At 62.4% G+C, this 13,315-nt stretch carries 14 protein-coding genes; 4 read left to right on the forward strand and 10 right to left on the reverse strand.

Annotated features, from left to right (window positions below; all coding sequences use genetic code 11):
- Positions 1-9: 9 nt before the first annotated feature.
- The 7 genes from WDC82_RS15460 to WDC82_RS15490 all read right to left on the reverse strand — a co-directional run bounded on the left by WDC82_RS15460 (position 10) and on the right by WDC82_RS15490 (position 6,714).
- Complete coding sequence (locus tag WDC82_RS15460) at positions 10-921, reverse strand: AraC family transcriptional regulator (protein WP_340118250.1); 912 nt, start codon at positions 919-921, stop codon at positions 10-12.
- A complete protein-coding gene (locus WDC82_RS15465) occupies positions 918-1,859 on the reverse strand; it encodes an AraC family transcriptional regulator (RefSeq protein ID WP_340118251.1) in 942 nt (313 codons plus the stop codon). Before WDC82_RS15465 ends, WDC82_RS15460 begins: the two co-directional genes overlap by 4 nt.
- Positions 1,860-2,016: 157 nt before the next feature.
- The gene (locus tag WDC82_RS15470) at positions 2,017-3,390 is read right to left on the reverse strand and encodes an alginate export family protein (protein WP_340118252.1); all 1,374 of its coding nucleotides are present in this window, start codon (positions 3,388-3,390) and stop codon (positions 2,017-2,019) included.
- Between the two features lie 136 nt (positions 3,391-3,526).
- Positions 3,527-3,982, reverse strand: a complete 456-nt coding sequence (locus tag WDC82_RS15475; protein ID WP_340118253.1) for a DoxX family protein — start codon at positions 3,980-3,982, stop codon at positions 3,527-3,529.
- A 275-nt stretch (positions 3,983-4,257) separates the two neighbouring features.
- Positions 4,258-4,479: a response regulator gene (locus WDC82_RS15480; RefSeq protein WP_340118254.1), complete on the reverse strand. Its 222-nt coding sequence runs from the start codon at positions 4,477-4,479 to the stop codon at positions 4,258-4,260.
- A 93-nt stretch (positions 4,480-4,572) separates the two neighbouring features.
- A complete protein-coding gene (locus WDC82_RS15485; protein WP_340118256.1) occupies positions 4,573-5,577 on the reverse strand; it encodes a zinc-binding dehydrogenase in 1,005 nt (334 codons plus the stop codon).
- 123 nt (positions 5,578-5,700) lie between these two features.
- Entirely contained in the window at positions 5,701-6,714 is a 1,014-nt protein-coding gene (locus tag WDC82_RS15490; RefSeq protein ID WP_340118257.1) for a zinc-binding alcohol dehydrogenase family protein, read from the reverse strand.
- Positions 6,715-6,813: 99 nt separating this feature from the next.
- Here WDC82_RS15490 and WDC82_RS15495 point away from each other — a divergent pair, with 99 nt between their 5' ends.
- The 4 genes from WDC82_RS15495 (at position 6,814) to WDC82_RS15510 (ending at position 9,881) form a co-directional block, all read left to right on the forward strand.
- Entirely contained in the window at positions 6,814-7,179 is a 366-nt protein-coding gene (locus tag WDC82_RS15495) for a helix-turn-helix domain-containing protein (protein WP_340118258.1), read from the forward strand.
- A gap of 603 nt (positions 7,180-7,782) precedes the next feature.
- The gene (locus WDC82_RS15500; protein ID WP_340118259.1) at positions 7,783-8,502 is read left to right on the forward strand and encodes a response regulator transcription factor; all 720 of its coding nucleotides are present in this window, start codon (positions 7,783-7,785) and stop codon (positions 8,500-8,502) included.
- Positions 8,503-8,527: 25 nt separating this feature from the next.
- Complete coding sequence (locus tag WDC82_RS15505; protein WP_340118260.1) at positions 8,528-8,911, forward strand: response regulator; 384 nt, start codon at positions 8,528-8,530, stop codon at positions 8,909-8,911.
- Positions 8,912-8,966: 55 nt separating this feature from the next.
- A complete protein-coding gene (locus tag WDC82_RS15510; protein ID WP_340118261.1) occupies positions 8,967-9,881 on the forward strand; it encodes a HAMP domain-containing sensor histidine kinase in 915 nt (304 codons plus the stop codon).
- Positions 9,882-10,633: 752 nt separating this feature from the next.
- Here the strand turns inward: WDC82_RS15510 and WDC82_RS15515 are convergent.
- The 3 genes from WDC82_RS15515 to fdhD all read right to left on the reverse strand — a co-directional run bounded on the left by WDC82_RS15515 (position 10,634) and on the right by fdhD (position 13,139).
- The gene (locus WDC82_RS15515; RefSeq protein ID WP_340118262.1) at positions 10,634-11,161 is read right to left on the reverse strand and encodes a PAS domain-containing protein; all 528 of its coding nucleotides are present in this window, start codon (positions 11,159-11,161) and stop codon (positions 10,634-10,636) included.
- Positions 11,162-11,584: 423 nt separating this feature from the next.
- Positions 11,585-12,214: a molybdenum cofactor guanylyltransferase MobA gene (gene mobA / locus WDC82_RS15520; RefSeq protein WP_340118263.1), complete on the reverse strand. Its 630-nt coding sequence runs from the start codon at positions 12,212-12,214 to the stop codon at positions 11,585-11,587.
- Positions 12,215-12,257: 43 nt separating this feature from the next.
- Positions 12,258-13,139 carry a formate dehydrogenase accessory sulfurtransferase FdhD gene (gene fdhD / locus WDC82_RS15525; RefSeq protein WP_340118366.1) on the reverse strand — a complete coding sequence of 294 codons (882 nt, stop codon included), beginning with the start codon at positions 13,137-13,139 and terminating at the stop codon, positions 12,258-12,260.
- Between the last annotated feature and the right edge of the window lie 176 nt (positions 13,140-13,315).

Raw genomic sequence — 13,315 nt, forward strand, 5'->3', positions numbered from 1 at the left:
CCTCGGGTCTCACTGCAACGCAATGGAGCGCACCGAATCGCGAACGGCCCGACGATAGCCGGACGGACTCAGGCGCATGTGCTTGAGGAAAACCCGGGCGAGAACCTGGTTCGACGAGTATCCGACCTCCAAGGCGATCTCCGTGACCGAAAGACCTGTCTGCTCAAGGAGTTCGCAGGCTTTCTCCACCCTCAGTCGCGTCAGGTAGACCCGCGGCGGCACGCCCACGCTTCGCTTGAACATGCGGGCGAAATGAAACGGCGAAAGCTGAGCCTCGGCCGCCAATTCGTCGAGACTGATGTCTTCCGAAAGCCGCGCCCGCATCAGCTCCAGACAGCGCCGCTCGGCCCAAGGCGCGAGGCCACCTCTGGCGGGCGCGAACGGAACCCCGCCCAACCGGCAGAGTTCGGCGAGGATCTCGCAGCCCGCGGCCCGCGCCAGCAACCGCGACGGCGGCCCCTCTTCCTCACATAGGGCCCACAGGCTCCGAAGCGCCGACCGGATCGCCGACGAGTCAAACACTCGGCCGTAGATGCCGGAGGTGTCGAGCGAGAAGCGGCCGTCGGCGGCCTCGTCGAGCTCGTCTTGCCACTGCGACAAAGGAAACGCCAGGCTGCGAAGCCGATGTCTTTCGTCGTTGATCACCGTGGTCGCAAAATTGGGCGCAGCGAGAGCGAGGGTGCCCTTCCCCGTCGTCACATCGAAGCGACCCCCTCCCAGGTCACCCCTGACACGACTGCAGCCAAGAATGTCCTCCATCAGCACGATGTCCGGCAGGGCCGGGCGGGACATGTCCCCGGCTGGTCGCTGGACCTCGAGAAGATCGATAATTCCGCCTGGGGATTTCATCGTGCGCAAGTAGGACGCATGTCGACCATTGCTGTGCCACTGGGCGAATGACGAACGGGCATGGACGGTCATTGCCGTCCCTCCAGAGCCGGATGCGCGCCAAGCGAAATCGCCGGGCGCACCGGATCGCGCACTGACCGGCGATAATCTGACGGGCTCAAGCGCATATGTTTACGGAAGACTCGGGCGAGGACCTGGTTCGACGAGTACCCGACCTCCAAGGCGATCTCCGTGACCGGAAGGTCGGTATGTTCGAGCAGTTCGCAGGCTTTCTCCACCCTCAGCCGTGTCAGGTAGACCCGAGGCGGAACTCCGACGCTCTGCTTGAACATGCGGGCGAAATGGAACGGCGACAACTGCACCTCGGCCGCCAGCTCGTCGAGGCTTATATCCTCCGAAAGCCGCGTCCGCATCAGCTCCAGGCAGCGCCGTTCTGCCCAGGGGGCAAGACCGCCCCTCGCTGGCGTGAACGTTACTCCGCTTAATCGGCACAGCTCGGCCATGATCACGCAGCCTGCGGCCCTGGCCAGCAAACGCGACGGCGCCCCTTCCTCGTCACACAGAACCCACAGGTTCCGGACCGCCGATTGAATGGCGGGAGCGTGAAATAACCCTCGGTCGACCTGTAGGCATTCGAACGACAGCCGCCCGTCAGCGGCTTCATCGAGCACTTTCTGCCATTGCGCCACAGGAAACGACAAGCTGCGGAGCTGGTGGCTGGCGTCGACCATGACCGTATTGGCAAAGTTCGGCGCAGCGAGAAAGAAGCCGCTTTTTTCGCTCGTCACAGTGAAACGCCCCCTTCCCAGGTCCCCGCTGACACGGCTGCCGCCGAGCAGGTCCTGATACAGGACAAGATCCGGCACAGCCGGGTCGGACATGTCCCCGGCCGGTTGCACCGCTTCAAGCAGATTAAGGATTCCTCCGGGGGATTTCATGGTACGCACATAGGACGCGAGGCGGCCTTCACCGTACCACTGGGCGAACGACGAGTAGACAGGCGCGGTCATTGCTGTGTCTCCCGAAAGTCGGACGGGCTCATGTGCCGATGATTGACGAATACCCGGGCGAGGACCTGGTTCGACGAGTGCCCGACTTGCTGGGCGATCCTCTTGTCGGACTCTCTGAAATTGCGGTCGTTGCTCATGGGGTAAGTCCCTTCAGCGGTCAGAACTTGAACTGCAAAGTCAATTCGAAGAAATCGATGCCCTCGGACGGGCCGGTCGCGCGGATGAAATCGCCCGCGAAGAAATGAGTGTAAATCGCGGTGAGGTTCAGGTTCTCCGCGATCGCGTATTCAGAGGTGAGCGAGACGGCCGATCCGACGAAGCGATCGTCGCTGCCTGACGGTCCGCGGATCAGCTGGCCGGCGGGTGCGTAGACGCCGTCGCTTGTGTTCAGTCGCCAGAAGAAGTTCATGTCGGTAGTCAGCGACCAAGCTTCTGTCGGTCGGACGGTCACGAAGGGGTGGATGTTGAAGAAGTTGCGCGGGCCGAGCACCGCGGCTTCGGAGAAGTAGTTGCCGCGCGGAAACAGTGGGTTGAACGTGCCGAGGTCGGCGTCAGCCGGATCGCCGTCGCCGCTTGCGATATTGGCGCTGAGCGCGATGCGTGGCCGCCATGGCGCGTTCTCGAAGGTAAAGCCGGTATCGCTGGCGATCGTCCAAGCCGAGATGCTGCCGTCGCCGAAGCTACCGAACTGGTAGATCGCTTCCCAGTTCCAGTCCCAACCGAGCTCCGCCCCGTAGAGCCGCGTGCCGATCGAGTGACGACGCTCGCGCGCTGTCCCTTGCGCGAATTCGCCAGCATCGTTCTCGAAGCCAAGATAGTAGAGATCGAGCGCGCCGAAAGGCAGCCAGTCTTCGTCACCGACGGCGTAGGCGCCCCAGAGTGCCTCGTCGTCATTCGCCTCGTCATCAAATACGCCCGGATGCGGCAGCCGTGGCCGTGCTGCGAGCGCGTCGACGCGCCAGCCCGGCAGTTCCACAGTGGCCCGTGCGGCGTCGAAGGTGCGCCGCACGTTCGGGCCTTCACGCACGTCCACCAGCCGGCCCGATCCGAACTGCAGCTCCTGCCTGCCGCCTCGCAGGGTAAGGTCCGCGTCACGCCCAAGCGGAAGGTTCACGTCGACGAAGGCGTTCTGCAATGCGAGCTCGTTCTGGTCGACCGGGCTCGGCCCGCCCGCGCGGCCTGCCTCTAGCGCACTCGACATCTGGCCGAAGAAGCGGAGATGCGGCCCAAGTCGGAGATCCCCGTGCAGCGTGTAGCGCTGCAGCCAAACACCCTTCTCATCCTGCGGATCTTCGCCGAACTCCGGGTTGAGCGTGTACTCATAGCGCTGACGCACCTCGCCGCCGAAGCCGAGAGACGCCTCACCGCTTTCGTCCAGAGGAATGAACTTGAAGATACCGGGAATCTCCTCACGCATCCACGGATCGCGGAAACACCCGATATCGTCATCATAGCGAAGCTTCGCGGGTTTCACCGAGCACACCTCTGCGGCCTGCGCTGCCGCACCGGAGAGACCGAAGGCGATCAACACGCAAACGGTCCTATTTCTCCCGGCATGGATCATCTTCTGTCGACGGACGGCCGCCCGCCGCCTCGGACCATATCGATGACGGCCCCGGCTCCATCGAGCATGGTGCGGCCCCGGCTGTGGCGGTCCCAAATTGCGATCATGCTCTGCCCTTACCCTCCAGGGAAAGCCGCCCAGGCCCAGTGACCGCGAGGAGCAGAAAGCCGCCAACGATGGCAAGGTGTTCGAGGGCGGTCGTCAGCTGGCGCTGAAACTCCACCCCCGCAAAGGACCAAAAAGGGTGCCCAATCAAGGTGGCGATAACGGTAAAGGCCGCGAGCGCTGCGGCCGCGGCGCGAACCTGCCAACCAAGGCCGATCGCAAGCCCACCGAAGAGCTGGACAACCACGGTCGCGGTAACGGCGATGACCGGCAGCGGTACGTCCAGCTGGCCGAACTCGGTCACGGCAGCCTGCCAAGCCAGTAGTTTCACCGCGCCGCTATAGAGGAATACGGCAGCCAGAAAGAGTCTAGCAGCGAGAAGCAGGCTGTCGGCCCATGCATCAACAGTCGTGGCATCGGCTGACGCGCGATCCCCGGAGTGCGACCTGCTCATAGTGTGGCGCTCCAATGGGCAAGAGCCGAGTTCGGTCCGATACACCCTGTGGTCATCACGACCACGAGCAACGCACCGACGATCGGCGGAAGCGCCGACAGTGGAAGGTCGAACCTTCGGCAACTGGCTTATTTGTGACGGTCATCCTGGCTCTGTCTGCTGTCGCGAAAGAGCCATCAAACTGAGCATTTGTTCAGCATCCGAGCAATTATACATAGGTATATCCGGGCTATGTCTGCGGAGCCAGAGCCAAACGATCGGCGAAGCGAACCAGTTCACGCAGGGACTGTGCCTGCATTTTGCGCATCACTTTGCCGCGGACCTTCATGGTGCAGCACCTGGTGGCGAAACGGCTTGTTGAGAAATTCAATCGCGCCGGCCTTCATGACGGCGAACGACATCGGTACGTCGCCGTGGCCGGGGATGAAGACGAAAGGCAGGTCAATGCCGTCTTTCATCAGCTTGTGCTGGAGTTCTAGGCCTCTCTGACCGGGCACCCGTGGAGCACCACGCCAGTCGCCTCAGCGAAGCCGTCGCGGCGATCCACCAAGTCCCTGCACCGACTACAGACCGCTTTCTTATCGAGTTATCTATTGCGGCGTCGGAAGGTCGACAGTCTGGCCCGCAACATCGATTGCCACCTTCCCGCGAAGCCCGCGGGCGCCCCCGGCTTCGAGCAGTTCATGCGCTTCGCCGACCCGAGCCAGAGGCAGCACTGCGCCAACCACAGGCTTGATCAAGCCGCGTTCGACAAGATTTGTCAGCGCGTCGAGCTTGCCTCGGTTCTGCCGGGTGAAGACGAAATGATAGGCGGCGTTCTTTCCCCAAGCCTCGATGAGGTTCTGCGGTTGTGCGATGTCGACAATGCTGACCAGCCTCCCGGCATCCGCAAGGGCGAGCGCGCTTCTCGTCAGGGTGTCGCCGCCGATGGTATCGAATACGACGTTCACCCCTTTTCCACGCGTCAGTTCCGCCACGGCCGAAACGTAGTCATCGGAGCTATGGTCGATTACCTCATCTGCTCCGAGCGAACGCACGAACTCATGGTTGCTAAGGCGCGCCGTCGTGATGACCCGCGCCCCCATCGCCTTGGCAAGCTGGATCGCCACCGTACCCACACCGCCGGCGCCACCATGGATCAGAATAGTCTCATGAACGGCAAGCTGGGCGCGGGTCACCAAAGCTTCCCAGACCGTCCCCCCAACCAGCGTCAGGCTGGCAGCCTCCAGGTGGTTGATGTTGCGCGGCTTGCGGGCGACCAGCTCGACATCGGCAACGTGCTGCTCCGCATATGAGCCGGGGCCGCCGAAGATCTTTGGCGTGTAGTAAACCTCGTCGCCTATGTCGAACTCGGTTACATCCGCCCCCTTCTCTTCCACGACGCCGGAAATGTCATGACCGATGATGGCGGGGAGCGGCACGTAGTCGGTGTAGTCGCCGCGTCGGATCTGATAGTCCAGAGGATTGATGGCGGTAGCATGTACGCGCACCCGGACCTGCCGAGACCCGACGGCTGCTACGGCGACATCGCGCATCTCGAAAGCGTCGAAGCCTCCGAACTTTTCGAGCACAATTGCCTTCATGGTATCGGTCATGATCTTGCCTTCTGATGCTCAATTATTGGTAGGAGATATTCTGGGGAGCAAATGTACCAAATGTAATACGCACGCCTCTTGCCTATGGGCGGGGGATATCGGTCGGGTCGTGCCTGAGCCGGATCAGAAGCCTTCGAGGACGATCTTGCCTCGCGCCTTGCCGCTCTCGAGCAGCGCATGAACGTGTTTGAGGTTGGCGGCATTGATCGGCGACAGGCGTTCGCTCAGCGTGGTGCGCAGCTTGCCCGAATCGACGAGCGCGCTAGCCTCGTTCAGGATGCGACCCTGCTCGGCCATGTCGGGCGTGCCGTAGATGGACCGCGTGAACATCAGCTCATGATGGATTGAAACCGCTTTGCGCTTGAACGACATGACGTCGAAGCCCGAAGGATCGTCGATCAGGCAGAAGCGGCCCTGGGGCGCAATCAATTCGGCGATCTCGGCGACGTGGTCATCCGTGTGGGTGGTCGAGAATACGAAAGCAGGGGCACCGATGCCGAGCGCCTCAATCTGGCGGGCCAGCGGCTTCGAGTGATCGAGGACGTGATGGGCGCCGAGCGTCTTTACCCACTCCCGCGTCTCGGGACGCGAGGCGGTCGCGATTACGGTCAAGTTGGTGCGCTGGCGGGCGATCTGCACCGCAACCGAGCCGACGCCACCGGCGCCGCCGATGATCAGGATGGCGGGTGCCGCGCCCGAAACCGGCTTGTTCACGTCCAGACGGTCGAAGAAGGCTTCCCACGCAGTCAACGTCGTCAACGGCAGCGCGGCGGCTTCAGCCCAATCCAGCGAGACAGGCTTCTTCCCGACGATCCGCTCATCGACCAGATGCAGCTCTGAATTGGTCCCCGGGCGGGTGATCGAGCCGGCATAGAATACCGCGTCGCCGGGCTGGAACAGGGTCGCGTCCGGGCCGACGCTGCGCACGATGCCGGCGGCATCCCAGCCCAGCACCTTCCACTTGCTGTCCTGTGGAGCCGCGCTGCGACGCACCTTGTAATCGACCGGGTTCACGGAAACCGCCTTCACCTCGACGAGAAGGTCGCGGCCGGTGGGCGATGGCTCGGGAAGATCGATATCGACCAGCGATGCCTCGACTTCGATCGGTCCTGGAACTCCGTATCCAATGGCCTTCATGTCTGCACCCCAAAATCTTGTTAAAGACCAATCTAGGGCGTATCTATAAAATGCGCGATACGCACAAAACTTGCTCTCAGTGCACAAAAGGATACTGTCATGGTCAAGCGGCGGCACACCAGTTTGGACAGCAACCCCGGTTGCGCGGTCGAGGCAGCGATCAGTCTGATCGATGGAAAGTGGAAATGCGTTGCACTTTGGTATCTTCAGGAAAGAGGGACCATCCGCTTTAACGAGTTGAAGCGCCTGATGTCCGGCGTAACGCAGAGAACGTTGACCAATCAGTTGCGCGAACTGGAAGCCGACGGGTTGATCCACCGCGTTGTCTACGCGCAGGTGCCGCCCAAGGTCGAATACAGCTTGTCCGACCGGGGCCGAACATTCATCCCGATCCTTCTTTCCCTCTCCGCCTGGGGTGAAGCCAATATGGACCTGTTCCAGCAATCTGGAACGACGGCTTCGTAACTCCCCGCCAATTTGCAACGTCACGGCGCCCACCAGGCGTTTGCAGAACAGTTGAGCGTGGCTTCGAATCGATCTTATCGATCCGCCGCGACACTGCGGTGCGGGGGTTGCTGCGCAGGTGCCCATATTGCTTATTTGCCGCCTACCGGCGGAATTCGGGACGCTTACTCGCCGCGGCCCGAACGAGTGAATCCCGTATTGTGTGAAATCCGAGGCAGTCCGCTTCGCTGCAAAAATGAGGCTTCACATACCGCCGAGATGGTGCCGCGCCGCGCTTAGCCCGCAAGATCGGCAACCGGACCGCAGCTTCCGCGCCGCACCTTGTTCGAACGCTTGCTAGGGTCATCGGGGCTGGAACCACCGAGCGCGTTCGTTCGGAATGGGACCGGGAATGGCGATGCGCGAGGAACTACCCCGCGACTCCCTGGCAAGTATCGCCACAGCGGTCGTACGCACGGCACGTGCTGCTCTCTAGGACGAGGTGTGGAACTTGGCCGACGAACGGGTGAAAGTCCCGGCCCACAAGCCACCCCGCCGCCGCAAGGGGGCAGGGCGAATCTTGTCGCAATAGCTGGGCAGAGGGAACAGTAGGGAATAGCAGCAATGGCTCAGGTTCAACGTCCGCAGCAGCGTGAAGCAGCTTTCCCGGGTAAAGATTCGTTTGCGGACGCTCCGCTTGTGCTCATCGTCGACGACGATAGCGACCTGCGCGAAGCCTTGCAGGAACTGATGCTGTCCGTCGGACTGGCGTCGATCTGTTATTCTTCCGCCAGAGAACTGCTTGCCGGCAAAATGGAAGACCGGCCCGGATGCCTGATTCTCGACGTGCGGCTGCCTGGCCTCAGCGGTCTGGATTTCCAGCATCAGTTCAGGGCTCGCGGCTGCTCGAAGCCGATCATCTTTCTCACGGCCCATGGCGACATTCCAATGACCGTGCAGGCCATGAAAGCCGGCGCCGTCGACTTCCTCACCAAGCCCTTCCGGGACCAGACCCTCATCGACGCCGTGATGACCGCCATTCAAATCGACATCAGCCAGCGCGTCGTAGCGCGGCGTACCGGCCAGATCGTTGAGCGCTTCTCCACGCTTACACCGCGCGAACGGCAGGTCCTGCGTGAGGTGGTGCTCGGCCAGGTCAACAAGCAGATCGCCTTCGATCTGGGTATCAGCGAAGTCACGGTGAAGCTGCATCGTGGCAACGCCATGCGGAAGATGCAGGTTGTTTCCGTGGGGGACCTTGTCCGAGCTTGGGAAGCCTTGCCCGAGGCCCTCAAGGAGAGTCTGGAGCCTCGACCCGTGCAGCGGGCGGGACAGATTGCCTGAGCGTGCCGTGCCGAGGAGAAAATGTTTGCCAAATCCGCCCGTAATTGCGGTTGTTGACGATGACGAAGCCATGCGGCTGGCACTCTCGGAGCTGGTTGAAGTGCTTTCGCTTACCTGTCGCGACTTCGATCGGGCGGAGGCATTCCTGGCTGCTTATGAACCGCAGGTCTTCGACTGTCTCATAACGGACTTGAGTTTGCCGGGCATGTGCGGACTCGAGCTGCAGCGCAAACTGCACGCGCTCGGCTCGTCGATGCCGATCATCGTGGTAACGGCAACGTCAAATCCGATGCTGCGCACACGCGCCCTGGAAAACGGCGCCTTCGCTTATCTGGAAAAGCCGGTAAAGGACAAAGTCCTGGTGGGTCACATCATGTCGGCTCTGCGGGAGGGTGAGGCTCAGGTGTAGTTCAGTGGAGGCGTTTCGATCACGGGAAAGGGTAGGCGGGATGGGAATCTCTAAAATGTCGAAAACCCGGTTGCACGAATCGGAACTGCCGATGCGGTCGAGAGAACGCTCAGTTCACAAGGGACATGGTAACGGTAGCAGCTTCACCGGTCGGGAACGCAAGGACAAGGGGGCGGAGTTCGCCGCCCTGGCCGCCTCGCGGATGCAGCCGGGCGATGACCCTGTTCATTCGCTGCTGTACCATAGAGCCCTTGGCGAGCTTGCCACCTTGATTGCTCACGAGATCCGGCAGCCGCTCTCGGCCATCGTGACCAATGGGGAGACTAGCCTGCGCTGGATGTCGCGCGACGACCTGAACGCCGAGAAGGTCCGCAACCTTACCAGCCGCATGGTTGCGAGCGCGCGCCGTGCAAACGACATTGTCCAGCGTATCCTGGATATGGCCGCGGACGACGCGCCGCGGCACATCCCTGTTGACCTGAGTGACGTCGTTGAAGAAGCCTTGCTGCTGGTTCGTCACGATCTGGAATCCGAAGGGATCGAGCTGTCGCTTCTGATTGCGCGACCCTCGCCCGAGGTGCTGGGTGACCGCATCCAGCTCCAGCAGGTCGTGGTCAACCTGCTGTCCAACAGCATTCAGGCGATTGCGCAGGTACGCTGCGCGAAACGTCAAGTCTCCGTGAGCGTCGAAGCGCAGCCGGAGACGTCCGCGGTGACCGTCGCGGTGCGTGACAGTGGGCCGGGCATTCCCGACAGCCTTCGCGACTGTGTCTTCCAAAGCTTCTTCACCACCAAGGCCGGTGGCATGGGGGTGGGGCTCGCGCTCTGCGAGTCGATCGTCGTGGCGCACGGCGGCACCATCGCAGCTTCGAACCATTGCGAGGGCGGCGCCCTGTTTTCAGTCTCCCTGCCCGCTCTGTCCGATGAGGTCTGCGCCGGCCGGTCGGCGGTGCCCTCTGCCGGCGCATAGCTTAACCTGACAATCGGCGACGGCAACCAGCCCCGCCGCATGATACCGAATCCCTCTCGGGAAGTGCAGTCTCTCGCTACACCCTCCCTGCCACTTGCCGCCAGGCTCAGGCAACGGCACGGCGGGGAAGAAAGCCCCTGTCACCTGGAAGGGAGCGAGGACCATGAGACCGCGATCCCCCAATGCCCTCATGGCCAACCCCTTCCCGGCTGTTCGCCTGAGCCTGGCAGTCTTTTTCCGCCTGAATAGTTAGTTCGCGAGCTTGGGATGTACTGGCCTCTCGGCCAACCACCAAAGACCCGCTTATTGAATATTGTCAGCATTTATCAGAAGGGACAGATGACCATGAATCACCATGTAGCGGAGACTCAATCTCCTCCATCCTGGCCTGCTCGACGCTCGGTCCTCCGGAGCCTTCTTGCTGGTTCCCTCGTCGTCGCGGTTGCCACCTTGACCGCCTGTGGCACAAGACGCGACCTGCCGCCTGAACGCCGAACCAGAGGCAAATTCGGAAAAAGCGATTAAGGAAGCCGCGGCGGGCCGGCTGTAGCACTACCAAACCGCAGGTCCGCACTGGGTCAACTTGAGACCTGACCCCTCCGACACCTTTCCGATAAACATCTGAGATGAGTCGAATGCGGACACATCAGGTTCGGCGCCCAGGCCGGTACCATCCATTCGCTCCCTCAAGCGAAGGAGGCAATCTTGTTCAAAGCGTACAATTCAGTAGCGGAGCGCCTGCCGGGGATCGCTTACAGTCGATTTTCCCGCACGCTCACCGAGACGCCGAGGATGAAATCCACCTGACGGCCGTCGCGCGACAGCGGGCAGTCGATCGATTCGAACTCGATCCAACGGCGGTGGTTCAGGTGTTCCATATTGCCGGTGCAGCGGCGACACTGCCTCTCATCGGCAATGCTCTGGTAGTACTCGGCGAGCGCGTGCCCGTACTCTCCCACGCCTGCGGCCTCGGTAATAATACGGCCGGTATTGTTCACCCCGAAAAGCTCAATCACCCGCTCGCCTTCCAGCTTCATCAGGAACTGCCCATCGGCCAGCACCTCGACCAGGAAAAGGTCGGGGACGATGGGTGTATGCTCGGTGATGTCGAACTCGCGTCGGAGTGGCAGGCGCCCTTCCGCTGCATGAGAATGCCACCACCGATAGAGGCCCGCGACCTTGGATGAGAGGAACGCAGTCGCCTCCGTCACCGTCTCCTCGTTCACGCCGTAAATCCGGGTGATGGCCAAGTTGCGCAACACACTCAACCCCTTCGCCAATAGCAGCTCCCCGAGAGCTGAGACCGTGGGGAGCGACAGACATAGGTCAAAAGCGCGCCCACAGGCAGCCCCACCTACTCTTGGGCACAGAAATGCAAGAGATACCCTAGCCGCCCTTCCCCGATCTACCAATGGCGTTTTGACTGTATTCATCCACCCCTTGCGTGTAGAGAGGCGCAACGTCGTTCAATCACTGATTGGTTGGCTGATGCAGATGGCGATGCGTCTCGCTGTTGCTTGCCACTGGGAAACGGCAGGCAACAATGCTTACGAGCATCTTCCCGACCTAGGCGTCCAGGAGAGTCAAAGCTGCTGTCAGACTTCCTGCGCCCGCTACAGGCCGCCGCCCCTCGAGCTCAACCCCGCAGCGTGACCCGACTTATGTGAGATTCTGCGTCTTTATGTGAGACGCCAGACACGCGCCTAACGCAAGTACCCCGCGGCCTCTTCCAGGTCTTCGGGGCGGTTGGTGTTGAAGAAGGGATCGAGCGGTCCCCGTGCCGTATCGACGTCCGGGAAGTCGACCGCCACCAGGCGGTAGCGCGCGGTCCAGAGGTCGACCTTGCGCATCTCCTCCTCCACCATCGCGCGGCGCAGTTCCTCGCGCAGACTGAGAGGCCAGAGGCCGAAGACGGGGTGGGTGCGCCCGTGGGTGACGGCGCAGGCCATGTCCGCGCCCGCTGCTTCCACCGCCGCCAGCATGCGCGCCACCATGTCCATCGGAAAGAACGGTGCGTCGCAGGCAAAGCTCGCCAGCCAGCGTGCGCCGGGGGCCTGCGCCGCCGCCCAGTCCAGTCCGGTCAGCACCCCTGCCAAAGGTCCCGCGTAGCCCTCCACCACGTCGGCGGCGACCGGCAACCCGAAAGCATCGAAGCGCGCCGGGTCGCCGTTGGCGTTCAGCACCAGAGCGCCGACCTGCGGCGCGGCGCGCTCGATGATGTGCGCCAGGATCGGGCGGCCGCCGAGGTCGCGCAGGCATTTGTCGCCGCCGCCCATGCGGCGCGACAGGCCGCCGGCCAGCAGCACGCCGGCAACCAGTTTCCCATCGGTCATAGGCTAGCGCCCCTCACGCCCACCCTCTTCACGCCCAACCTCTTTACGCCGCGTCATCGGCGCGGCCGCTCTTGCGCTGGTGGCGCGGGTCCTCGTCTTCCAGGGCGTCGGGATCGTGGTCGAAGACCAGGCGCTCGCTGCCCGCCAGCGCGACAAAGCGCCTGCCCTTGGCGCGGCCGACCAGGGTGAGGCCCGCCTGCTTGGCCAGTTCGACACCCCAGGCCGTGAAGCCGGAGCGCGACACCAGAATGGGGATGCCCATCTGCACCGTCTTGATCACCATCTCCGAGGTGAGCCGCCCCGTCGTATAGAAAATCTTGTCGCCGGGGCTGACGCCGTGCATCAGCATGTAGCCGGCGATCTTGTCGACGGCGTTGTGGCGCCCGACGTCCTCCATGTAGAGCAGCGGGCGGTCGCCCTGACACAGCACGCAGCCATGGATGGCGCCGGCTTCCAGGTAGAGGCTCGGCACCGAATTGATCTTCTTCGAGAGGCTGACGAGCCACGAAGTCTTCAGGACCACATCCTTAGGCAATGCCACCGTCTCGAACTTTTCCATGAGATCGCCGAAGACCGTTCCCTGGGCACAGCCGGAGGTGCGCACCTTCTTCTTCAGCTTTTCCTCGTAATTCGTCTCGCGCTGGGTGCGCACCACGACGACTTCCAATTCCTCGTCGTAGTCGATGCCTTCGATGACGTCGTCTGGGCGCAGCATGTTCTGGTTCAAGAGATAGCCGACGGCGAGGTAGTCGGGATAGTCACCGATGGTCATCATGGTGACGATCTCCTGCCCGTTGAGGAACAGGGTCAGCGGCCGCTCCACCACCACCGCGGTCTCCACCGCCCGGCCATCCTGGTCGATGCCTTGGACGCGCTCGGTGAGGCGCGGATCGTCCGGATCCGGGCGCAGCGTGAACTCGGCCAGCGCCGCCTCGTCCGCCTTGGCACGGCCCTTCCGCAGGACTTTCGGCTCTTCTGCGCTCACGTCGTAACCTCTTGTTAGTGCCGGGGCCCAACTATGAAGGCCGGGGACGGCGCCCGCAAGGCCACCCCCCTTGAGAGACGAGTTGCCAAGAGTTCATTTGGTCCCGCACCCCTGAA

Origin of the sequence: Pelagibius sp. 7325 (assembly GCF_037652055.1) — a bacterium.
In the GTDB taxonomy this organism is placed as follows: domain Bacteria; phylum Pseudomonadota; class Alphaproteobacteria; order Kiloniellales; family Kiloniellaceae; genus Pelagibius.

What these genes read in the sequence shown, in the direction of transcription:
- WDC82_RS15510 (WP_340118261.1), top strand. Translation starts at nt 8,967, where the DNA reads ATGTCGAAAACCCGGTTGCACGAATCGGAACTGCCGATGCGGTCGAGA.
- WDC82_RS15465 (WP_340118251.1), bottom strand. Translation starts at nt 1,859, where the DNA reads ATGACCGCGCCTGTCTACTCGTCGTTCGCCCAGTGGTACGGTGAAGGC.
- WDC82_RS15485 (WP_340118256.1), bottom strand. Translation starts at nt 5,577, where the DNA reads ATGACCGATACCATGAAGGCAATTGTGCTCGAAAAGTTCGGAGGCTTC.
- WDC82_RS15500 (WP_340118259.1), top strand. Translation starts at nt 7,783, where the DNA reads ATGGCTCAGGTTCAACGTCCGCAGCAGCGTGAAGCAGCTTTCCCGGGT.
- WDC82_RS15495 (WP_340118258.1), top strand. Translation starts at nt 6,814, where the DNA reads ATGGTCAAGCGGCGGCACACCAGTTTGGACAGCAACCCCGGTTGCGCG.
- mobA (WP_340118263.1), bottom strand. Translation starts at nt 12,214, where the DNA reads ATGACCGATGGGAAACTGGTTGCCGGCGTGCTGCTGGCCGGCGGCCTG.
- WDC82_RS15490 (WP_340118257.1), bottom strand. Translation starts at nt 6,714, where the DNA reads ATGAAGGCCATTGGATACGGAGTTCCAGGACCGATCGAAGTCGAGGCA.
- WDC82_RS15475 (WP_340118253.1), bottom strand. Translation starts at nt 3,982, where the DNA reads ATGAGCAGGTCGCACTCCGGGGATCGCGCGTCAGCCGATGCCACGACT.
- WDC82_RS15460 (WP_340118250.1), bottom strand. Translation starts at nt 921, where the DNA reads ATGACCGTCCATGCCCGTTCGTCATTCGCCCAGTGGCACAGCAATGGT.